Source organism: Streptomyces sp. NPDC047002 (genome assembly GCF_040704505.1).
Taxonomy (GTDB): domain Bacteria; phylum Actinomycetota; class Actinomycetes; order Streptomycetales; family Streptomycetaceae; genus Streptomyces.
The window spans coordinates 13,854-35,034 of the sequence record NZ_JBEYWC010000001.1; the positions used below are offsets into that span (position 1 = coordinate 13,854).

The 21,181-nt window shown below is 74.4% G+C and carries 22 protein-coding genes and 1 pseudogene; 10 read left to right on the top strand and 13 right to left on the bottom strand.

Going from position 1 to position 21,181, the window contains the following annotated elements:
* The first annotated feature begins 173 nt into the window (after positions 1-173).
* Positions 174-710, top strand: coding sequence for an EF-hand domain-containing protein (locus AB0910_RS00065; RefSeq protein WP_366742175.1), 537 nt, complete (start codon positions 174-176; stop codon positions 708-710).
* 48 nt (positions 711-758) lie between these two features.
* Here the strand turns inward: AB0910_RS00065 and AB0910_RS00070 are convergent, their stop codons facing one another.
* From AB0910_RS00070 to AB0910_RS00090, 5 genes are all read right to left on the bottom strand, one after another.
* Positions 759-953, bottom strand: coding sequence for a hypothetical protein (locus AB0910_RS00070; RefSeq protein WP_366742176.1), 195 nt, complete (start codon positions 951-953; stop codon positions 759-761).
* 141 nt (positions 954-1,094) lie between these two features.
* A complete protein-coding gene (locus tag AB0910_RS00075) occupies positions 1,095-2,219 on the bottom strand; it encodes an acyl-CoA dehydrogenase family protein (protein WP_366742712.1) in 1,125 nt (374 codons plus the stop codon).
* Positions 2,216-3,421, bottom strand: coding sequence for an acyl-CoA dehydrogenase family protein (locus AB0910_RS00080; protein ID WP_366742177.1), 1,206 nt, complete (start codon positions 3,419-3,421; stop codon positions 2,216-2,218). The genes AB0910_RS00075 and AB0910_RS00080 overlap by 4 nt, the downstream gene beginning before the upstream one ends.
* Positions 3,421-4,386, bottom strand: coding sequence for an NADPH:quinone oxidoreductase family protein (locus tag AB0910_RS00085; protein ID WP_366742178.1), 966 nt, complete (start codon positions 4,384-4,386; stop codon positions 3,421-3,423). The genes AB0910_RS00080 and AB0910_RS00085 overlap by 1 nt, the downstream gene beginning before the upstream one ends.
* A 132-nt stretch (positions 4,387-4,518) precedes the next feature.
* Positions 4,519-4,779, bottom strand: a complete 261-nt coding sequence (locus AB0910_RS00090) for a DUF5133 domain-containing protein (protein WP_366742179.1) — start codon at positions 4,777-4,779, stop codon at positions 4,519-4,521.
* Between the two features lie 179 nt (positions 4,780-4,958).
* On the opposite strand from AB0910_RS00090, the gene AB0910_RS00095 reads away from it, so the two are divergent.
* The gene (locus AB0910_RS00095; RefSeq protein WP_366742180.1) at positions 4,959-6,122 is read left to right on the top strand and encodes an ATP-binding cassette domain-containing protein; all 1,164 of its coding nucleotides are present in this window, start codon (positions 4,959-4,961) and stop codon (positions 6,120-6,122) included.
* Positions 6,123-6,227: 105 nt separating this feature from the next.
* Here AB0910_RS00095 and AB0910_RS00100 read toward each other — a convergent pair.
* Positions 6,228-6,326, bottom strand: a pseudogene (locus AB0910_RS00100) (VOC family protein); the annotation flags it as partial.
* Between the two features lie 143 nt (positions 6,327-6,469).
* Between AB0910_RS00100 and AB0910_RS00105 the strand changes: the two are divergent.
* Positions 6,470-7,441: an acetylxylan esterase gene (locus AB0910_RS00105; protein ID WP_366742181.1), complete on the top strand. Its 972-nt coding sequence runs from the start codon at positions 6,470-6,472 to the stop codon at positions 7,439-7,441.
* Positions 7,442-7,465: 24 nt separating this feature from the next.
* Here the strand turns inward: AB0910_RS00105 and AB0910_RS00110 are convergent, their stop codons facing one another.
* The 6 genes from AB0910_RS00110 to AB0910_RS00135 all read right to left on the bottom strand — a co-directional run bounded on the left by AB0910_RS00110 (position 7,466) and on the right by AB0910_RS00135 (position 12,484).
* On the bottom strand, positions 7,466-8,392 hold the full coding sequence (locus AB0910_RS00110; RefSeq protein WP_366742713.1) for an ABC transporter substrate-binding protein: 927 nt from the start codon (positions 8,390-8,392) through the stop codon (positions 7,466-7,468).
* A 59-nt stretch (positions 8,393-8,451) separates the two neighbouring features.
* Positions 8,452-9,126, bottom strand: a complete 675-nt coding sequence (locus tag AB0910_RS00115) for an ABC transporter permease subunit (protein ID WP_366742182.1) — start codon at positions 9,124-9,126, stop codon at positions 8,452-8,454.
* Positions 9,123-9,803, bottom strand: a complete 681-nt coding sequence (locus AB0910_RS00120) for an ABC transporter permease (RefSeq protein WP_366742183.1) — start codon at positions 9,801-9,803, stop codon at positions 9,123-9,125. The genes AB0910_RS00115 and AB0910_RS00120 overlap by 4 nt, the downstream gene beginning before the upstream one ends.
* Before the next feature lie 92 nt (positions 9,804-9,895).
* Positions 9,896-10,345, bottom strand: coding sequence for a cupin domain-containing protein (locus AB0910_RS00125; RefSeq protein ID WP_366742184.1), 450 nt, complete (start codon positions 10,343-10,345; stop codon positions 9,896-9,898).
* 85 nt (positions 10,346-10,430) lie between these two features.
* Complete coding sequence (locus tag AB0910_RS00130) at positions 10,431-11,027, bottom strand: UbiX family flavin prenyltransferase (protein WP_366742185.1); 597 nt, start codon at positions 11,025-11,027, stop codon at positions 10,431-10,433.
* Positions 11,024-12,484, bottom strand: coding sequence for a UbiD family decarboxylase (locus tag AB0910_RS00135; protein WP_366742186.1), 1,461 nt, complete (start codon positions 12,482-12,484; stop codon positions 11,024-11,026). The genes AB0910_RS00130 and AB0910_RS00135 overlap by 4 nt, the downstream gene beginning before the upstream one ends.
* 150 nt (positions 12,485-12,634) lie before the next feature.
* On the opposite strand from AB0910_RS00135, the gene AB0910_RS00140 reads away from it, so the two are divergent.
* The 7 genes from AB0910_RS00140 to AB0910_RS00170 all read left to right on the top strand — a co-directional run bounded on the left by AB0910_RS00140 (position 12,635) and on the right by AB0910_RS00170 (position 19,989).
* Positions 12,635-13,549 carry an ABC transporter ATP-binding protein gene (locus AB0910_RS00140; RefSeq protein ID WP_366742187.1) on the top strand — a complete coding sequence of 305 codons (915 nt, stop codon included), beginning with the start codon at positions 12,635-12,637 and terminating at the stop codon, positions 13,547-13,549.
* A 1-nt stretch (position 13,550) separates the two neighbouring features.
* On the top strand, positions 13,551-14,378 hold the full coding sequence (locus AB0910_RS00145) for an ABC transporter permease (RefSeq protein WP_366742188.1): 828 nt from the start codon (positions 13,551-13,553) through the stop codon (positions 14,376-14,378).
* A gap of 27 nt (positions 14,379-14,405) precedes the next feature.
* Positions 14,406-15,425, top strand: a complete 1,020-nt coding sequence (locus AB0910_RS00150) for an ABC transporter substrate-binding protein (RefSeq protein WP_366742189.1) — start codon at positions 14,406-14,408, stop codon at positions 15,423-15,425.
* 265 nt (positions 15,426-15,690) lie between these two features.
* On the top strand, positions 15,691-16,845 hold the full coding sequence (locus AB0910_RS00155) for an FAD-dependent oxidoreductase (protein WP_366742190.1): 1,155 nt from the start codon (positions 15,691-15,693) through the stop codon (positions 16,843-16,845).
* A gap of 321 nt (positions 16,846-17,166) precedes the next feature.
* Entirely contained in the window at positions 17,167-18,096 is a 930-nt protein-coding gene (gene rbsK, locus AB0910_RS00160; protein WP_366742191.1) for a ribokinase, read from the top strand.
* 139 nt (positions 18,097-18,235) lie between these two features.
* A complete protein-coding gene (locus AB0910_RS00165) occupies positions 18,236-18,715 on the top strand; it encodes a hotdog domain-containing protein (protein WP_366742192.1) in 480 nt (159 codons plus the stop codon).
* Positions 18,716-19,089: 374 nt separating this feature from the next.
* Positions 19,090-19,989 (top strand): glutathione S-transferase C-terminal domain-containing protein, encoded by a 900-nt coding sequence (locus AB0910_RS00170; RefSeq protein WP_366742193.1) that lies wholly within the window; start codon positions 19,090-19,092, stop codon positions 19,987-19,989.
* Positions 19,990-20,022: 33 nt separating this feature from the next.
* On the opposite strand, the gene AB0910_RS00175 is transcribed toward AB0910_RS00170, so the two are convergent.
* Entirely contained in the window at positions 20,023-21,087 is a 1,065-nt protein-coding gene (locus AB0910_RS00175; RefSeq protein WP_366742194.1) for an LLM class flavin-dependent oxidoreductase, read from the bottom strand.
* Between the last annotated feature and the right edge of the window lie 94 nt (positions 21,088-21,181).

Here is a 21,181-nt window from a genome sequence, read left to right on the forward strand (position 1 = left end):
CGGCGAGGGGCGCTGGTGGGCGGGTCGCCGGCCGGTCATGCGCCGGTGACGACCGCTTCATTCCTTCCGGTGAACCGCCGCTCCGGGGCCGCCGGGGGCCGCGCGGCCTCCGCATAGTGGGACCGCGGGCCGCCGGGCGGCCGGCAGGGTCTCACGAAGGGTGGCCACAGACCATGCGCAAGGAAGCGATCGACCGGGTACGTCTCGTCTTCGAGCTGTTCGACGTGGACGGCAACGGATACCTCGAACCCAACGACTTCGACCTCATGGCGGACCGGGTCGTCCAGGCGGTGCCGGACGCGGAGGAGGACGCGAAGGCGGCGATGGTCGCGGCGTTCGGCACGTACTGGTCGGCCCTGGAGCGCGAGTTGGACGCCAACGGCGACGGGCGGATCAGCTTCGAGGAGTACACGGCCTGCGTCCTCGCGCCCGAGCGGTTCGACGAGGCGCTCGACGACTTCGCGACCTCCCTCGCGGACCTCGGCGACCTGGCGGGGGACGGCTTCGTGACGCGCCCGGTGTTCGTGGCGCTGATGACGGCCATCGGCTTCCAGCTGCCGAACATCCACGCCCTGTTCGAGGAGTTCGGGCCGACGGACGACGACCGGGTCCCGGCCGCGACCTGGGCGGCGGGCATCAGGGACTACTACGCGCCCGACAAGGCGGGCATCCCAGGGGACCGGCTGGTCGGCGGGGTCGCGACGGTCTGAGCGGGTGGGGCGGGGCCGGGCGGCGCTCCCGGCTCCGCCCCGGTTCGTTCAGGGCCGGATGCTGCTGACCATGTCGGCCGTCGCGGACACGCCGTGGTCGATGGTGGACGCCATGCTGGTGCTCGCCAGCAGGAAACCCAGCAGTACGCAGACCACGGCGTGCCAGATCTTCAGCCCGCCGCTGCGGATGAAGACCGCAGCGAGGACCGCGAGCAGCAGCAACAGAGAGACCGAGATCGCCATCGTGCACCCTCCTCCGCCGCACGGGTGTCGCGGCGCATGGGCGCCAGTGTGGCGGAGGAGGGGCACCGCCCGGCCGCACGACGTGTCCGCTGTACGGGTGATGACGGGCCGTGTGCCGTTACGGTGCCGGTGCGGCGCGCCCTACGGCAGGGGCCCCGCCGGGGCGGGCAGGTCCACGAGGCGGGCGACGGCCTCCTTGTGGTGGCCCGCGGTGCCGAAGGCCGCCTCGTCCGCCTTGGCGCGCTTGAGCGCCAGATGCGCGGGGTGCTCCCAGGTCATGCCGATGCCGCCGTGCAGCTGGACGCACTCCTCGGCGGCGCGCACCGCGACCCGGCCGCAGTACGCCCCGGCGACGGCGACCGCGAGGCCGGCCTCCGGGCTGTCGGCCGCGAGGGCGGCGGCCGCGTTGCGTGCGGCCGCGCGGGCCGAGACGACCTCGACCCAGAGCTGCGCCATCCGGTGCTTGAGCGCCTGGAAGGAGCCGACGGGCCGGTTGAACTGGTGGCGCTCCCCGGTGTGCCTGACGGTCTCGGCGAGGCACCACTCGGCGATGCCGAGCTGCTCGGAGGCGAGCAGTCCCGCTCCCGCGCGCAGCCCCCTGCGCACCGCCGCGCGGGCGGTGGCGGCGTCCGCGAGGCGAAGCCCCGCGCCGGGTGCCACGGCGACCTCGGCGAGCGGCCGTGTCAGGTCGAGGGGCGTGAGCGGCGTGCGGGTGACGGCCGGATCCGCGGCCTCGACCGCGTAGAGGCCGTCCTCGCGCGGTACGAGCAGCACGTCGGCGCGTACGGCGTCGGCGACGGGCCGTACCGCGGCTCCCGCGGCCGGCGGGTCGCCGTAGGGCGCGGTGGTGAGCGGCACGGCGAGCACCGCGGTGCGGGCGCCGCCGGTGAGCGCGGTGAGGAGCCCCGCCACGTCGGGCAGCCCGGTGTCGCAGCCGATGAGGGTCTCGGTGGCCACGACGGAGCTGGTGAGGAAGGGCGCGGGGGTGACCGCGCGGCCCAGCTCCTCCAGGACGACGGCGGCCTCGCGGTGGCTCGCGCCCGCGCCGCCGAGGTCCTCGGGCACGAGCAGGCCCGCCGCGCCCACGGACACGGCGAGCCGGTCCCAGAGGCCGGCGTCGTAGGGGTCGCCCGACTCGGCGCGCGCGAGGGCGGCGGCCGGGTCCGCGCGGTCGGCGAGCAGGGAGCGCACCGAGGCGCGCAGGTCCTCCTCGGTCTGCGTGTACAGCAGGTCGGGGGTTTCCGCGGCGGCGTCCTCGCCGGTCATCGCGTCAGGTCCTTCCATGCGACGTCCTTGTCGGTGCGCGGCTCCTGCGGCAGGCCGAGGACGTGTTCCGCGACGATGTTGAGGAGCACCTCGCTGGTGCCGCCCTCGATGGAGTTGCCCTTCGAGCGCAGGTACCGGTATCCGGCGTCGCGTCCGGTGAAGTCGACGAGTTCGGGGCGGCGCATCGTCCAGTCGGAGTAGAGCAGGCCCTCGGCGCCGAGGAGTTCGACCTCAAGGCCGCTGATGGCCTGGTTGAGGCGGGCGAAGGCGACCTTTGTGCCGCTGCCCTCGGGTCCCGGGCGTCCTGCGGCGAGCTGCTGGCGCAGGCGCTCGCCCGCCAGGCGCGCCACCTCTGACTCGACCCACAGGTCGAGGAGGCGCTGGTGGAGGTCGTGGGTGCGCAGCTCGGGGCGCTCGCGCCAGGTGGCGGCCGCGGGCCCGATCATGCCGCCCTCGCGCGGGACGCGGGCGCCCCCGATGGAGACGCGTTCGTTCATGAGCGTGGCCTGGGCGACGCGCCAGCCCTCCCCCACGCCGCCGACGCGGTGGGCGTCGGGGATGCGGACGCCGGTGAGGAAGACCTCGTTGAACTCGGCCTCGCCGGTGATCTGGCGCAGCGGCCGCACCTCGACGCCGGGGTCGGTCATGTCGCAGACGAAGTAGGTGATGCCGCGGTGCTTGGGCACGTCGGGGTCGGTGCGGGCGATCAGAATGGCCCAGCGCGCGAGGTGCGCGCTGGACGTCCAGACCTTCTGGCCGCTGACGATCCAGTCGCCCGTGGCGTCGTCCCGTACGGCGCGGGTGGCGAGCGCGGCGAGGTCGGAGCCCGCGCCGGGCTCGCTGAACAGCTGGCACCACACCTCGCGGCCGGTCCACAGCGGCTTGAGGAAGCGCTCGCGCTGCTCGGGGGTGCCGTACTGCAGGAGGGTCGGGGCGGCCATGCCGAGGCCGATGCCGATGCGGCGGGGGTCGTTGTCGGGGGCGCCCGCGGCGGCGAGTTCCGCGTCGACGACCGGCTGGAGGGCGCGGGGCGCGCCGAGTCCGCCGAGGCCGTCGGGGAAGTGCACCCAGGCGAGTCCCGCGTCGAAGCGCGCGTCGAGGAAGTCGGCGGGCGCCGTGGTCTTCGGCGGGTGCTGGTCGAGCAGCCGGCGGGTGCGCGCGCGCAGATCCTCCGCGCCCGGCGGGGTGGCGGCGGCTGCCATCACGCGGCTCCTTCCGGTACGACGACGACGCGTCCTGTGGTGGTGCCGTCGGCGACGCGCTGCACGGCGTCGGCGGCGCCGGGGAGGGGGACGCGCTCGCTGACGAGCGGGGCGATCCTGCCCTGGTCCGCCAGGTCGGTGAGGCGTTCGTGACAGCGGGCGACGGCGGCGGGGTCCTTCGCCGCGTACAGGCCCCAGTGCAGGCCGAGGACCGAGTAGTTCTTCACCATGGCGTGGCTGAGGGCGGGGGCGGGGATGTGGCCGCTGGTGAAGCCGATGACGACGATGCGGCCCTCGAAGGCCACGCACTTGGCGGACTTCGCGTAGGCGTCGCCGCCGACCGGGTCGAAGACGACGTCGGCCCCACGGCCGCCGGTGGCGTCCTTGACGGCGGCGACGAGGTCGTCGGTGTGCCGGTCGAGTACGAGGTCGCAGCCGAGTCCGCGGGCGGTCTCGGCCTTCGCGGGGCCGCCGACGACGCCGATGACGCGGGCGCCGGCGGCCTTGCCGAGCTGGACGGCCGCGCTGCCCACTCCCCCGGCGGCCGCGTGCACGAGGAGGGTCTCGCCCGCCTGGAGGTGGGCGCGGCGGTGCAGGGCGAACCAGCCCGTCTGGTAACCGATGTGCAGGGCGGCCGCCTGGGCGTCGTCGAGGGACGCGGGCGCGGGCAGCAGGGCGGCCTCGTCGGCGAGCGCGTGGTCGGCGAAGCCGCCGTGCGGCAGTGCGACGGTGCCGATGACGCGGCGGCCGTCCTCGGTCCTGCCGCAGATCTCCACGCCGGGCGTGAAGGGCAGGGGCGGCCTGATCTGGTACTGGCCGCGGCACAGCAGGGCGTCGGGGAAGTTCACGTTCGCCGCGCGTACGGCGACCCTGACCTGCCCGGGTCCCGGCTCCGGCGGCTCGGTCTCGGCGAGCCGCATGACCTCTTTCGGCTCGCCGTTGCTGTGCACGTGCCATGCCTGCATTCGGGCCTCCACACACGATGGGCGTACCGCCGCATACTAAGCGGTCGCTTGCATGTGGGGGAAGCCGGAGGGCCCCGGCACGCCCGAGCCCCGCGCGGTGTGCGCGGGGCTCGGGGCGGTGCGGTGGCGCCGTCAGGGGCGGCCGCCCTCGGCCTCGGCGAACAGCGGCACGGGCCGGATGTGGCGGAGGTAGGACTCCGCCTTGAGGATCGCCTCGCGCGCCGTGCGCTGGCCCATCAGGACGCAGAGGGTGTAGGCCACGTCCTCGAAGCGGCGCCGTGTGGCGTCGTCGTGCGGGTCGGCGAGCACCAGCCGCTCCCATGCCCGGTAGCGGCCCAGCAGGTCGGCGACCAGGTGTCGGTCGGGCAGCAGCATCTCTACCCCTTCCAGCATGGTCGGTGGTCCCGTGCGCCGTACGAACCGTGCACCGTTGGACGCGGCGACGCGGGCGGGGAGGGGATCCCGCGCCGCGCACAGCGGCGCCCCTCTCCCCGCCTCCATTGTCACCCGGTCGCCGGGTTTGCGCCCGTCGGGGAGCGGCGGCCAGGGCCGGACCCTCCTACGGTGGAGAAGTGATCCGCTTCGAGCAGGTCGGCAAGGTGTATCCGGACGGCACGACCGCCGTCGACGGGCTGTCCTTCGAGGTGCGCGAGGGCGAGCTCGTGACCCTGGTCGGTCCTTCGGGGTGCGGCAAGACGACCACGATGACGATGGTGAACCGGCTGACCGACCCCACGTCGGGGCGGATCCTGGTGGGCGGCGAGGACGTCGCGCGTCAGGATCCGGTGCGGCTGCGCCGGGGCATCGGCTACGTGATCCAGCAGGGCGGCCTCTTCCCGCACCGCACGGTCGTCGACAACGCGGCCGCGGTGCCTCTGCTGGCCGGCTGGTCACGGGGGCGGGCCAGGGCCAGGGCCGCGGAGCTGCTGGAGCTGGTGGGGCTCGACCCTGCCGTGTACGGCCCCCGCTATCCGGGGCAGCTCTCGGGCGGCGAGCGGCAGCGGGTCGGGGTGGCGCGCGCGCTCGCAGCGGACCCGCCGGTGCTGCTGATGGACGAGCCGTTCGGCGCGGTGGACCCGGTGGTGCGGGAGCGCCTGCAGAGCGAGTTCCTCGCCCTCCAGGCCGCCGTGCGCAAGACCGTGCTGCTGGTGACGCACGACATCGAGGAGGCGGTGCGGATGGGCGACCGGATCGCGGTGTACGGACAGGGGCGCATCGCCCAGTTCGACACGCCTGCGGCGGTCCTCGGCGCGCCCGCGTCCGACTACGTGGCGGAGTTCGTCGGGGCCGACCGGGGGCTGAAGCGGCTCTCGGTGACGGCGGTGGAGGCGGCGGACCTCGAACAGCCGCCCGTCGCCCGGGTGGACGAGCCCGCCGGGGACGTCGCGGCGCGGCTGCGGGAGGCCGGCGCGCGGTGGGCGGTGGTGCTCGGCGCCGACGGGGCCCTGCACGGCTGGGTCGCGGGGCGGGAGCTCGAAGGAGCGGGCGGCGGGGCCCTGGTGGGCGGCCTGGCGCGCCGGATGGAGGCGTGGGTGGCGCTCGGCGCGCCGCTGAAGCGGGCGTTCGGCGAGATGCTCCAGCACGACGCGGGGTGGGTCGCGGTGCTCGAAGGTGACCGCTTCGCGGGGGTGCTGACCCCGGCCAAGCTCCACGAGGCGCTGCGCAGGTCCGTGGACGCCGACGCGCGGGGCGTGCCGCGCGGCGAGGTCGACTTCTCGTCGGTCTCCGACGCCTGAGCGCGGCAGCTCGCCGCCGGCGTCGGACCGCCGCGTGCGGCACCCGCGGCGCGGGCGGCTCGGTGCCCCGGACGGCTCAGCGGTGCGGCGCCCCGCGCGGGCGGCTCAGTCGCGCGGGGCGAGCCACTGCTGGAGTTCGACGATGTTGCCCTCGGGGTCCGCGACGTGGGCGACGCGCATCCGGTCCGTCATCGGCGCAGGGCCCGTGGACGGGCCCTGCGCCGCGCGCCGCGATCAGGGCCGCCCGGCGGACGGCGGGGTTCCGGCGGGGCCCACGTCCTCTCGCCGGCGCCCCGGGGACGTACGGTGTCCCCGCCCCCCTCTCACGACGATCAAGGTGGTGCCCGATGGCCCTGTTCGACCTGGACCTCGACCGGCTGCGCGGGTATCGCAGCGCGTCCCGGGAGCCGGCCGACTTCGACGGCTTCTGGGCGCGGACGCTGGCGGAGACGAGGGCGCACGCGCTGGACGCGCGCTTCGAGCCGGTGGAGACGGGCCTCGCGGCGGTGGACGTGTTCGACGTGGCCTTCGCGGGCTTCGGCGGCCACCGGGTCAAGGGCTGGTTCGTGCTGCCTGCCGGGGTGCGGGAGCCGGTGCCCGTGGTGGTGGAGTACCTCGGCTACGGCGGCGGGCGCGGCCTCCCGCACACGCACCTGCTGTGGGCGGCGGCCGGCTTCGGGCACTTCGTGATGGACACGCGGGGCCAGGGCGGGGCGTGGGGCGGGGGCGACACGCCCGATCCCGTGGGCAGCGCCTCCGCGTTCCCCGGGTTCATGACGAGGGGCGTCGAGAGCCCGGACGACTACTACTACCGGCGGCTGATCACGGACGGGGTGCGGGCGGTCGAGGCGGCGCGCTCGCATCCGCTGGCGGACGCGGCGCGCACGGCCGTCACCGGCACCAGCCAGGGCGGCGGCGTCACCCTGGCGGTCGCGGGCCTGGTGGACGACCTGGCCGCGATCGCGCCGAACGTGCCGTTCCTGTGCGACTTCCCGCGCGCGATCACGCTCACCGACAGGCCGCCGTACCGGGAGATCGGCGAGTACCTCAGCACCTACCGGGGCCGTACGCACCGGGTGCGCGAGACGCTCGCGTACTTCGACGGGGTGCACTTCGCGGCGCGCTGCCGGGCGCCCGCGCTGTTCTCGACGGCGCTGGAGGACCAGACGTGCCCGCCGTCGACGGTGTTCGCCGCGTTCAACGCGTACGGGAGCGACGACAAATCGATCGAGGTGTACGACTTCAACGGCCATGAGGGCGGCGGCCCGTACCAGGAGGCCGTGCAGCTCAGGTGGCTCCCGGCGCGGCTGGCGGCCTGAGCGGGGCGCGGCCTGCGCGCGCGGTCAGGACGCGGGGACGAGCCTCTTCGACTCCAGGTAGCGGCGCGCGACGTCCTCGGGCAGCCTGCGCCAGCTGTCGACCTGCTCGTTGAGAGAGGCGAGGTCGGCGGTGGTCAGGACGCGCCCGAGGCGGTCGAGCACAGCGGCGATCCTGGCGCTGCCCGCGCGGGCGCGGTTGACGACGGGCACGACGTGGTCGGCGTTCTGGAGGTGCCGGTCGTCGCGGAGGATGACGAGCCCGAAGCCGTCGAGGGTCGCGTCGGTGGTCGTGGTGACGAGCATCTGGTCACGGCCGCGCTGCACGGCGCGCTTGGACGGGGTGGTGCCGATGCCGGTGGGGTCGATGCCGGTGAGCCGGATGCCGTAGGTCTTGCGCAGGCCGGGCGCGCAGTACGGGCGGGCGGCGCACTCGTCGCCCGCCGCGAGGCGCACCGGAAGGCGGGACCTGCCGAGGTCGCTCAGGGTGCGCAGGCGGTGGCGGGCGGCGTAGCCGCGGGGCACGGCGTAGGCGTTCTGGTCGATGGCGCGGCCCGGTGCGAGGACCGTGAGGCCGCGGCGGGCGGCGAGCGGGCGCAGCGCGGCCATGGTGCGGGCGAGGCTGGGGGATCCGACGGGCCGGGCCTGCGGTCCGTGCGCCTTGGCGTTCAGCCAGTCGGCGAAGGTCGCCGCGTACTCGGGTACGACGTCGATCTGGCCGCTCTCCAGGGCCGGTTCGTAGATCTCGCGGTTGGTGACCGACAGGATGCGGGTGCGGTAGCCGGCGCGGCCGAGGAGGACCGCGTACATCTGGGCGAGCAGGTCGCTCTCGGTGAAGCCGGCGGATCCGATGGTGAGGTGCGTGGCGTCGCCCGGCGGCGCGGTGACCTGGCCCTGGTTCTCCAGGGAAGGCCCTGTGGCGCAGCCCGCGAGGAGGAGGACGGCGGCGAGCACGGCGAGCAGCGCGCGGCGGCCCGCGGCCGTGCGCGGGGCGGGCGGGCGCCGGGCGCGGCTCACGCGGCCTCGCCCCCGCCGCGCCTGCCGGTCAGCCGCTGCACGAGCGCGAAGGCGCCCTCCACCAGGAGCGCGAGGACGGCGACCAGGACGGCGCCCGCGACCACCTGCGGCGTGGAGGCGAGGTTGAAGCCCGCGGTGATGATCCGGCCGAGTCCGCCGCCGCCGACCAGGGCGGCGAGAGTGGCGGTCGCGACGAGCTGGACGGCGGCGATCCGCACGCCGGTGAGGATCAGCGGCAGGGCGAGCGGCAGCTCCACCCGCAGCAGCTGCTGGCTCCCCGTCATCCCCATGCCGCGTGCGGCCCTCACGACGTCCTGGTCGACGCCGCGCATCCCCACGTAGGCGTTGGTCAGCAGCGGCGGCACCGCGAACAGCACCAGCGCGACGACCGTCGGCCACTGCCCGTACGAGCCGATGGGGGTGAGCAGCAGGAGCACGAGGACGGCGAAGGTGGGGACGGCGCGGCCCGCGTTGGAGATGTTGACGGCGAGCACGCCTCCCCTGCCGAGGTGGCCGAGGACGAGGGCGACCGGCAGGGCGAGGGCGCAGCTGAGCGCCAGGCAGGCGGCGGTGAGCCAGAGGTGCTCGACGAGCCGGTGCCCGATGCCGTCGGGCCCGCTCCAGTGGTCCGCGCTGGTCAGCCAGGTCCAGGAGTGCGCGATCACGCTCACGGGCGCTGCCTCCTCACCCACGGCGTGATCAGCCACTGCACGCCGAGGAGCAGCAGGTCGGCGGCGACGGCGAGGGCCACGCAGAGCACGGAGGCGGTGAGCACCTGGGCCTTGAAGAAGGTGTTCATGCCCGCGTAGATGAGGTTGCCGAGGCCGCCGTGGCCGACGATCGCGCCGATGGTCACGAGGGAGACGGCGGAGACGGTCGCGATGCGCAGCCCGGCCATGGCGGCGGGCAGCGCGAGCGGCAGCTCCACGGTGAGCAGCAGCCGCCAGGGCCCGTAGCCGAGGCCGCGTGCGGCCTGCCGGGTCTCCTCCGGCACGGCACGCAGCCCGGCGAGGATGTTGCGTACGAGCAGGGTGAGCGAGTAGAGGACGAGTCCTGCGACGACCAGCGAGGCAGACAGCCCGTAGAGCGGGAGCAGCAGCGAGAACATCGCCAGCGAGGGGATGGTGTACAGCACGGTCGTGACGCCGAGCACGGGTCCCGCGGCCCAGCGCCTGCCGCGGGCGGCGAGCGCCAGCGGCACGGCGATGACCAGGGCGATGCCGACGGAGGCAGCGGTGAGTTCGAGGTGCTGCACGACGGCGTCGGCAAGGACGTGGCGGCGGGTGGAGAGGTAGGTGCCGCAGATCCACTCGTTACGGGCGAGGCAGTCGTGCGGTGCGGCCGTCATCCTGCCATTCCAGCGGCGGGCGGCCCGGCGCGCGCCCCGGGCTCGTCCGTACGGGGGAGTGTCAGCCCCGGCGGGTGCCGGAGCTGACGCGGTCAGGCCGGGTCGCCCGGGTGCTCGGAGTAGTCGGCGAAGTCGAAGCCGGGGGCGACCACGCAGGACACGAGGACGGGTTCGGTCCCCGCGGGCTCGGCGGCCTGCCACTCCCCCGCGGGGACGAGGACCTGGGGGCGCTCGCCGTCGGCGACGGCCATGCCGAGCAGCGGCGCCGTGTGCTCCTCGGGCGCCTCCGCGGTGCCGCCGAGGCGCAGGCGCAGCGGGCCGCCGCCGTGCCAGAGCCACAGCTCGTCGGAGCGCACCCGGTGCCAGCGGGAGCGCTCGCCGGGGTGGAGGAGGTAGTGGATACCGGTCGCGTACGCGCGCGGGCCGGGGTAGCCGTCGGGGGTCGCGGTGGGGCCAGTGCGCCAGGTCTCGCGGAACCAGCCGCCCTCGACGTGCGGTTCGAGGCCGAGTCGGGCCACGAGGGGGGAGATGTCGTCGCTCACGCGGGCATTGTGGCACGCGCGGGGGCCGCCACCGCGGTGCGGCGGCGGCCCCCGGGGCCGTGCGGAGCGGGGTCCTGTCCGCGGGTCAGCCGGTCCAGCGGCGGTACGCGTCGTTGGCGATGCCGAACTGGTCGAGGACCTTGCCGCACACCTGCCCCAGCAGGTCGTCGACGGTCCGCGGCTGGTGGTAGAAGGAAAGCACCGGCGGCAGGATCGTGCCGCCCGCCAGTGTCACCCGTTTCATGTTCTCGATGTGGATGTAGTTGAGCGGGGTCTCGCGCGCCACCAGCACGAGGGGGCGGCGCTCCTTGAGGGTGACGTCGGCGGCGCGTGCCACCAGGTTGTCGGAGTTGCCGGTGGCGATGGCCGCCAGGGTGCGCATCGAGCAGGGCACCACGACCATGCCGAGGGTGGGGAAGGAGCCGGAGGAGACGGCGGCGCCGAGGTCGCGCGCGTCGTACACGACGTCGGCGAGCTTCTCCACCTCTGCGGGGTCCTTGCGCAGTTCGAGCTCGACGCTGAGCCGTGCGCCCTGCGACATGACGAGGTGGGTCTCGACCGTGCCGAGTTCCCGGGCGAGTTCGAGGAACTTCACCGCGAGCTGGGGCGCGCTCGAACCGGACACCCCGACGACGAGGCGCTGCTTCGCGCCGGGCGCCCCGGCGCGTGCGGGACCGCTCACCGGTACAGGTGCGGGTACTTGGCGCGGACGTCCGCGGCGAGTTCGGGAGAGGTCTGGGCGACGGTCGGGAAGGTGTCGCGGCGCTCGTAGGGGATGCAGGCGTCGATCACCATGCGGGAGTTGTAGAGCCGGTCGTAGTCGGTGACCAGTGTGTCGAGCCGGGACGACCAGGTCCTGTCCAGTGTGGTCGTCATGGTCTTCGGATCGCACCGGGTGCCCATCGCCCATATGACGTCGTGGATGTCGCTCGGATCGATGTCGTCGTCGACCACCACGATCCACCGGCCCACGTAGCCGACCGGGTTGACCTGGGAGGCGACCAGGCCGACCTGGGTGGAGTGGCCGAAGTAGCGCTGCTTGACCGACACCACCACGAAGGTGCGCCCGGAGCCCGCCTGGTGGGTCCAGGCGCTCACCACGTCCGGCACGCCCGCGCCCTCCAGGGAGTCGAGCAGCGCGGCGGAGCGCAGGAAGCAGCGCTCGAAGAGGTGGGCGTGCGGGGGCTTCTGGCTGGCCGCGCAGGTGAGGATGGGGTTGTCGCGGTGGTAGACGCGCTTGATGCGGATGACGGGCTCGTCCCTGGCCTCGCCCGCGTAGTAGCCGTGCCACTCGCCGAACGGGCCCTCCTCGGTGATCTCGCTCGGCAGGATCTCGCCCTCCAGGACGATCTCCGAGCGCGCGGGGAACGGCAGTCCGGTCTCCTCGCCCTCGATGACCTCGTGCGGCCGGCCCATCAGGCCGCCGCACCAGTCGAGTTCCGGCACGCCGTCGGCGAGGGTGTACCCCGAGGCCAGGTAGGTGACGGGGTCCATGCCGACGATGATGACGACGGGGCAGGGCTTGCCCGCCGCGAGGTACTTGTCACGGTGGATGCGGCCCTGCTTGCCGTTGGAGATGTACGACGCGCAGGTGTTCTTGTCCTTGACCTGGACGCGGTAGGTGCCGAGGTTGACGCGGCCGGTGTCGGGGTCGCGGGTGACGACACCGCAGGCCGTGCCGATGTACCGGCCACCGTCGAGCTCGTGGTGCACGGGGACGGGGAACATCGACAGCAGGTCGATGTCGTCGCCGCTGACGACGTTCTCCAGGACCGGGCCCTGAGCGACGGTCTTCGGCGGGATCTGGTTGAACCCCTTCTTGATGACCTTGCGGAAGTTGGTGAGCATGTCGGCGCGGCTCGCGGCGATGCCGGGCTCCATGCCGAGCGCGAGCGCCAGCCGCATCGGGGAGCCGAACATGCCGTAGAGGCAGCGGTTCTCGTCCGGGTAGCCGGGAACCTTGTCGAACACCAGCATCGGGGACTTCTCCACCTTCTGCCGGTAGAGCACCTCGGTGACCGCGCCCATCTCCTTGTCCCAGTGGGCACCCGAGACGACCTCGAGCTCACCGCCGTCGTCGACGGCCTCGATGAAGCTGCGCAGATCGCTCTGGATGACGTCGCTGGGGTGTTTCGGCATGACGGTGGTCCTCCTCTAGCGCCTCGGCCCCTGTCCCGGGCCGGTCGGGCGACTCGCAGTGGTGGTGCCGATATTGGGGCTAACCGTCTGACCTTTTCAAGAGTGCGTATCCATTGCATGGTCTGATGTTCAGACCTAGACTCCGGCGCCATGTCTCCCAGCACCCATCGCTCCCCGCAGGACTCGACGCCGCGGTCAGGTCCTGCGAAAGAGGCGTCACCGCACGGCGCGGACCAGGGACTTCGCCCCGCCCACCTGCGGGCAGCCGGCGTCCTCGTCGACTACCGGAAGCCGGGCTCCGCGGCGGATCCGGGGTCAGGCACGGTCGTCGACCGGGTCGATCTCACCCTGTACAAGGGGGACTTCGTCTGCATCGTCGGCCCTTCCGGCTGCGGCAAGACCACCTTCCTCAACGCCGTCGCCGGGTTCCTGCCGATCACCGGCGGCTCGTTGACCGTCGACGGGCGCCCCGTACCCGGCCCCGGGCCCGACCGGGCCATGGTGTTCCAGCACGCGAGCCTGCTGCCGTGGCGCAGTGTGCTGGACAACGTGACCTACGGGCTCGAACTCGGCAAGCGCGTCAAGCGGGCCGAGGCACGCGAGCGCGCCCGCGACCTGCTCGACCTGGTGGGCCTCTCGGCCGCCGCCGACCGGCACCCGGGGCAGCTCTCCGGCGGCATGCAGCAGCGGGTCAACCTCGCGCGGGCCCTCGCGGTCGAGCCCGAAGTGCTGCTGCTCGACGAGCCCTTCGCCTCCATCGACGCCCAGACGCGCGAGGTCATGCAGGTGGAGCTCGCCCGTATCTGCGCCGAGAAGAGTGTGACCGCGCTGTTCGTCACGCACGACATCACCGAGGCCGCGTTCCTCGCGGACCGGGTGTGCGTGTTCAGCCCGCGGCCCGGCCGCATCGTCCGGGAGATCGGCGTGCCGCTGCCCCGGCCGCGCGGCCAGGAAATCCGCAAACTCCCAGCGTTCCAGGCGCTGGTGGAGGACATCTCCGACACCCTGCACGGTGCGGCGGCGGACCGACCCGACGCCGCCGCCGCGAACGGAGGAACCGCCTGACATGGCCGTCACCACACGCGTCGAGCCGCCGAAACCCCTGCCGGACGCGCGCCCCGCCCGCACCAGGCGGCGGCCCCACCCCAAGTACGTGTACGGCACCGTCGCCGTCGTCGTCGCCCTCGCGGTCTGGGAGGTGCTCGCGCTGCTGCGGGTGCGGCCCGCGATCGTCCTGCCGGGCCCGGGCGACGTCATCACCGCCTTCGAGAACCTCTTCAGCACCAGCGCCATCTGGACGGACCTGCTCACCAGCGGGCGCGAACTCCTGCTCGGCCTGGTCTTCGCCGCCGTGGTGGGGCTGCCGATCGGGATGCTGATCGGCTGGTATCGCAAACTCTCCTGGATCCTCAGCCCGTTCGTCAGCTTCCTCTACGCCACTCCGCGCATCGCCCTGACGCCGCTGCTGATCATCTGGCTCGGCATCGGCGACTCATCGAAGATCATGATCGTCTTCCTGATGGCGGTGTTCCCGATCCTGATCAACGCGGCCAGCGGCGTGCAGAACCTGGACCCCGCGGTGCTGCGCGTCGCCAAGTGCTTCGGCGGCACCGACCTGCAGATCTTCCGCACCATCGCCCTGCCCGGCACGGTGCCCTTCATCGTCAGCGGCCTGCGGCTCGCTGTCGGCCAGGCGCTGATCGGTGTGTTCGTCGCCGAACTCAGCGGCGCGCAGGCGGGAGTCGGCATGCTGATGAACAACGCGGGCCAGCAGTTCCAGACCTCCGTCGTCTTCGCCGGCCTCTTCATCTTCGCCCTCACCGGTGTGACCCTCAACGCCCTGCTCCAGCGCGTGGAGCGGCACTTCGACTCCTGGCGCAACCCCTCCGACTGACGCACGACCGAACCCGAAAGAGGCACGATGCGCGACACCACGAAGCACGGCGGACGGCGCGGCTCACGGCGCGCGACCTACGGACTCGCCGCGGCCGCCGGCGCCCTCGCCCTTGCCGTGTCGGCGTGCGCGCCCGGCGCGGACGCGGCCGGCGCGGGCGACGGCACCGGCGGCACGGCGAAGATGACGGTCAGCTACAGCCAGCTCGTCGCCGACCAGCTCCCGCTGTGGATCGCCGTGAACTCCGGCCTGTTCAAGAAGCAGGGCCTCGACGTCTCCCTGACGAGCCTCAGCGGCTCCGACGGATTCCCCGCGCTGATCTCGGGCCAGACGCAGATGGCGTCCATCGGCGCCTCCGAGATGGTCTCGGGCGCCGCGTCGGGTGCGCAGGTCAACTACCTCGCGACGCTGACCCCGGTGTTCCCCTACCAGTTCTACACGAAGGCGAAGACCGCGGCCGAACTCAAGGGCAAACGCATCGGCATCACCACGAGCAGCGGCTCCGTGTACGTGGCGACGCTCGCGGCGCTGGGGCAGCTGGGCCTGACGCCCCAGGACGTGCGCCTGGTGTCCCTCGGCTCGGTCACCAACGTCAACAACGCGCTCATCGCGGGCAGTGTGGACGCGGCGCTCTCCCACCCGCCTGCCTCCACGCAGATCGAGGCCGCCGGCTATCACAGCATCCTCGACCTCGCGAAGCAGCACATCCCCACCTCGAACGTCGGGCTCGCCACCACCACGGCGTACGCCAAGAGCCACAAGGACCAGATCAAGAAGTTCATGACGGCGCTCAGCCAGGCCATAGCCCGCGAGAAGTCCGACGAGAAGTACGCGGAGAGCGAGCTGTCGAAGCACCTGAAGATCAGCGATCCGAAGGCGCTCAAGGAGACCTGGGAGTACTTCGCGAAGGAGGTGCTGCCCGCCCGGCCCACGCCGACCACGGCGCAGCTCCAGACCTCCAAGGACGCGCTCGCGAAGACGCCGGGCGTCTCCAAGCTCGACCTGTCGAAGATCGTGGACGACTCGTACTTCCCGCCGGCCGGCTGACCCGGCGGGAGGGCGGGCCGGGGGCCGGCGCCTGCTCGGCGCCCGGCCCCCGGCCGGGTCCCCGACGACCGGAGGCGCTCTGGCGCCCCTCCCCCGCGGCGTGGTACTCCGGGACGGGAATGATCACCGTCGGCTCCGGCATCCACGGACAAGGACCCCGCCCCATGCGCATACCCCACGCCCTCCAGGACCCGCGGCGCCCGGCAGGTTCCTTTCCGCCGGGCCTTCCCCGCCCCCGTGTCCCCCGGCGCGCGGCGGCCGCGTCGTGAGCCTGCGCGAGGTCGTGGTCGTCGGCGCCTCGGCCGCAGGCAACACCGCGGCGCTGACCCTGCGCCGCGAGGGGTTCGACGGCACGATCACCGTCGTCGGCGCCGAGGAGCGGATGCCGTACGACCGGCCGCCGCTGTCGAAGCAGGTGCTCGACGGGCGGTGGGCGCCCGAGCGGGTCGAGCTGCCCGCGGCGCCCGACGTGGCCTGGCGGCTCGGGGTGCCCGCGGCCTCCCTCGACGTCGCGGGCCGCACGCTCGTCCTCGGGGACGGCGAACGCCTCGGCTACGACGGCCTGGTGCTGGCGACCGGCGTCGTGCCGCGCCCTCTGCCGTACGGCCACGGCCTGGCGGGCGTGCACCTGCTGCGCACCGCCGACGACGCGCTCGCCCTGCGCGCCGCGCTGCTCGCCGGGTCCTCCGTGGTGGTCGTCGGCGCCGGCTTCCTCGGCGCCGAGACGGCGGCGGTCGCCCGTGCGCTCGGGCTCTCCGTGACGCTGGTCGACCCGCTGCCCGCGCCCATGGTGCGGCAGTTCGGACCGCGGGTGGGCGGACTGCTCGCCGGCCTGCACCGCGCGCACGGGGTCGACGTCCGCACGGGCACCGGCGTCACCGGGCTGAACAGCGAGGACGGCCGGGTGACCGGTGTGACGCTGACCGACGGCGCCGTGGTCGGAGCGGACGTGGTGCTCGTGGCCATCGGGTCCGTGCCTGCGACCGACTGGCTCGCGGGCAGCGGCCTCTCCCTCGCCAACGGCGTGGACTGCGACGAGCTGTGCAGGGCGGCGCCCGGCGTGGTCGCCGCGGGGGACGTGGCCAGCTGGCCGCACCCGGGACTCGGCGGGCGGCGGCTGCGGGTCGAGCACCGGATGAACGCCACCGAGCAGGCGGTCGCCGCCGCGCGCACCCTGCTCGGCAAGGGCACACCGTACGCCCCGGTGCCGTACTTCTGGACCGACCAGTACGACGTGAAGATCCAGGCGTACGGGTCGTGGACGGAAGCGGCCGCGCTGACCGTCGTCGAAGGCGACCCGCAGGACGGGAGGTTCGCCGCCGTCTACCACGAGGACGGGCTCGTCACCGGTGCCCTGGGGTGGAACATGCCGCGCGCCACGCGGCAGTTGCGCTCCTCGCTCGGCACGCCCGCGCCCTGACGGGCCCCGCCCGCCCCACCGCGCGGAGGGGCCGCGGGCCGTACGAAAGAGGCGCGCATGACGGGTTCGGGCGGGCCGCCGACCGTGGAGACGATCATCGCGGCCGCCACCACCGGCTTCTGCGCCGAGGCGGGCACGGCGGCGGCACGCCCGCCGCCCGGGAAGCCCCGGGGAGCCCCGGGGGACACGGGGGAGCGTGGGACATACGGGGGGTGCGGTGCATACGGGAAGCGCGGGGACCACGAGGAGCACGGGAAGCACGTGGCCGCGGGGGATCCTGGGCACCGACACCGCCGTCCGCAAGGCCGAGGAGGCCGCTCCGTGAACAGCACACCCGCCGCAGGACGCCGACGCGCCAGGATCGCGGTGCTCGGCAGCACCAACATGGACCTCGTCGCGTACACCCGGGTCGCGCCGGGCCTCGGCGAGACCGTCACCGGCGAGTCGTTCCGTACGGTCGCGGGCGGCAAGGGCGCCAACCAGGCGGTGGCCGCGGCCCTCGCCGGCGGCGACGTCACCATGATCGGCGCGGTCGGCGACGACGACTTCGGGCCGCGGCTGCGCTCCGTACTCGACGGCGCGGGCGTACGGACGGAGGCGCTGCGCACGGTGGACGGCGCGAGCGGCACGGCGCACATCGTCGTCGACGGCGAGGGGCACAACGCGATCGTCGTGGTGCCGGGCGCCAACGCGTCCGTGACCTCGCTGAGCGCGGCGGACGAGCGCGCGGTCGCGGCGGCTGACGCGCTGCTGCTCCAGCTCGAACTGCCGCTGGAGGGCGTGCTCGCGGGGCTGCGGGCCGCGCGCGCCCACGGGGTGCGCACGGTCCTGACGCCCGCGCCCGCGCGCCCGCTGCCCGACGAGCTGCTCTCGCTGGTGGACCTGCTGGTACCCAACGAGCACGAGGCTGCGGCCCTCACCGGCCGCCAGGATCCGCGCGACGCGGTACACGCGCTGCTCGGCCGGGTGCCCGAGGTGGTGGTGACGCTGGGGGCGCGGGGCTGCCTGTATGCCAGGCGGGGCGCCGAGCCGCTCGCGGTGCCTGCGCGGCGGGTGCGGGCCGTGGACACGACGGCGGCGGGCGACACCTTCGTGGGGGCGCTCGCCGTCGCGCTGGGCGAGGGCAGGCCCCCGGCGGACGCGCTGGCCTGGGCGACCGCTGCCTCGGCGCTCTCCGTCGAGCGGCACGGCGCGTCGTCGTCGATGCCCGGGCGCGCCGCCATCGACCGCCTCGCGGCGAGCGCCCCCTGACCGTGCCGTGCGCGCGGGGCGCTGGGAGACTGGGCGGGAGGGGCCGCCACCTGCGGCCCTGCACGGACGCCGCCGGCCGCACATCCGGCGGGTACGCCACCGGCAGGAGAACCCGGACCAGCACCGGCTGAGAGAGACGATGGACGACACGAAGACCCCCGCTGACTCCACGGTCACGCTCGCGCACATCATGTCCGCCCACGACACCAACCTGTACGGCACCGTGCACGGCGGCGTCGTGATGAAGCTCGTCGACGACGCGGCGGGCGCGGCGGCCGCCCGGCACGCGGGCTGTCCCGCCGTCACCGCGTCCGTGGACGGCATGAGCTTCCTCGCGCCCGCCAGGGTCGGCGACCTGCTCACGGTGAACGCGCAGGTCGAGTACGCGGGCCGCACCTCGATGGACGTGGGTGTGCGGGTCACGGCGGAGCGCTGGAACACCTCGGGCCCCGGCACCGAGGTCGTCACCGCGCACCTCACGTTCGTCGCGGTGGACGCCGACGGCACGCCGCACGCCGTCCCCGCCCTCGAACCCGTGACCCCGCAGGACAAGGAGCGGCACCGGCAGGCGGCACAGCGGCGGGCGCGGCGCGCGGCGGCCCGCTCGGACGGCGCCTGAGGCGCGGCGCGCGGGCGCGGACGGGCGGCCGGTGCGCGGCCGGGCGGCGCGCGGCTCCGGCCATCTGGTGAAACCCCTCTTGACGCCCCCGGTGGGCCGACAGAGACTCATGGCACGAACCGGTGAACAGGCGGGTGGGCATGAGGCTTTCAGGGAAGCGGACCGGTCGGGCGGCAGCCGCCGTGGCCGTCCCCGCACTTCCCCTGCTCACCTCCCGGCGCCACATCGATCTGCTGCGTGTCTGCAGCGCCGTCCGCCCCTCCGTCTGATCCCGCACGACACGGCCCCGGGGCGGGCGCCTTCCCGCGTCTCCCGCGCGTCCGTGTGCCACCAGCGCTCCACCGCACCGCCACCCCAGGACCGCAGGGAGACGCATGTCCGCCACCGCGAACGCCTTTTCGGGATTCTCCGGCGTGGCCACCGCCATGCCCGTGTCCGCCGCATCCGCCGCATCCGCCGCTCCGCAGGACGCCGCGCCGCCGATGCGCGGCCGGATCGGCACCGACCCGCGCTACGGGCACTACGCCGTGCCGCGCCGCTACCGCCTCTACCTGTCGGCGACCTGTCCGCACTGTCTGCGGATCGCCGTCACCCACGCCGTGCTCGGCCTGGCCGAGACCGTGCCCCTGACCCTGCTGCCGCCCGTGCCCGACCGCGCCGACGGCGGGTACGCGGCGCTCGACGCCCTGTACGAGGCCAGTTCGCACCAGCACCCCGGGCCCTCGGCCGCGCCCGTGCTCAGCGACACCTGGGCGGGCCGCGTCGTCAGCACGTACGCCCCGGAGATCGTGCGGGACCTCGCGGCGCGGTTCGGCGAAGGGCGCGGGCCGCTGCGGCCGTGCGCCGCCGCGGCGCAGATCGACGCCCTGGCGCGGCTGTGCGACCGGGACGTCGAGGGGGCGGCGGCGCGCGCGGGCGGCGCCGGGGCCGGCCCGGCCGCCGCAGGGGCGCTGCTCGGCGCGCTCGCCGAGCTCGAACACCGGCTCGGCAAGGGCCCGTTCCTGCTGGGGGCCGAGCTCTCCGCCGCGGACGTGCACGCCTGGGTCACGCTGCTGATGCTCGACAGGGTGCATCTGCCGCACCTCGGCGAGGCGCTCGCGGGCCGGGTCGCGGACCATCCGCGCCTGTGGGCGTACGCGCGGCGGCTCGCGGGCGAGCCGGCCTTCGGCGGGGCGCCCGACCTGGACGGCATCGCCCGCCGCCACCACACGGGGTGCGGCGCCCGGGACGCGGGGCGGGCGCCGCTGGTCCCGCGCGGCGCGTACGCGCGCTGAGCAGCGGGCCCCCGCGAGGTCCTCGCACGGACGTCAGGGGGCGGCCCACAGCGTGGTGGGCGCCTCGCGGCGCACGACCGGCGCCACCTCCTCGGCGAACCGCTGGAGCTGCTCGCGCTGCGCGGCGAGCCCGAGGCCGAAGCCGTCCACGGAGACGGACTGGAGGGCGTGCCCGTACGCCTCCCGGTAGCCGAGGATCTTGTCGATGACCTGCTGCGGGCTGCCGATGAGCTGGGGCCCGTCGGCGACGGCGTCGCGGACGGTGCGGAACGGTGTGTTGTACCCGGCGCGACCCGCGAGGTGGGGCTTGTGGTTCTGCCGTACCCGGGCCTCGTAGAGCGGCCCGTACTCGGCGATGGCACGTTCGGTGGTGTCCGCGATGTACAGGCCGCCGGAGCCCGCGGCGACATGGGCGTGCGCCGGGTCGTGGCCGTACTCCTCGAACTTCTCGCGGTAGTGGCGGATGAGGCGCGCGTACGCCTCGCGCGGCTGGACCGCGTTGGCCGTGAACAGCGGATCGCCGTGGCGTGCGGCGAGTTCGGGCGAGTGGAGGCTCGTCGCAGAGCCGTGCCAGACGCGCGGGGGTCCCGCGTAGGGCCGGGGCACGGTGGTGACGCCCTTGAGCGGGGGCCTGAACCGGCCGTTCCAGTCGACGTGTTCCTCGCGCCACAGCCGCCGCAGCAGTTCGTACTTCTCGGCCTGGTACTCCCACTGGAGGGACTCGTCGAGGCCGAACAGGGAGAAGTGGCCGGCCTCCGCGCCCTTGCCGATGACGAGTTCGACGCGGCCGCGGGAGAGCTGGTCGAGGGTGGCGTAGTCCTCGGCGACGCGCACCGGGTCGAGGACGGCCACGACGGTGACCCCGGTCAGCAGCCGTATCCGGCTGGTGCGGGCGGCCAGCGCGCCGAGCAGCACGGTCGGGCTCGACGAGAGGAACGCGCCCGCGTGCCGCTCCCCCACGGCGAAGGCGTCGAAGCCGAGGCGCTCCGCCTCGGTGCCGAGTTCCACCACGTCGGCCAACCGATCGGCGGCGGAGGGGAGTTCACCGGTGAGGGGGTGGGGTGCGTGGCTGACGATGGTCAGGACGGAGAACTTCATGGCGACTCCGGGGCGGCAGAGGGGGGACGAGCGGCCCACCGCGGGCGCGGGCGGGCGGCTCACTGCGGGCGCGGGGCCGGTGCGGCCGCGGCCC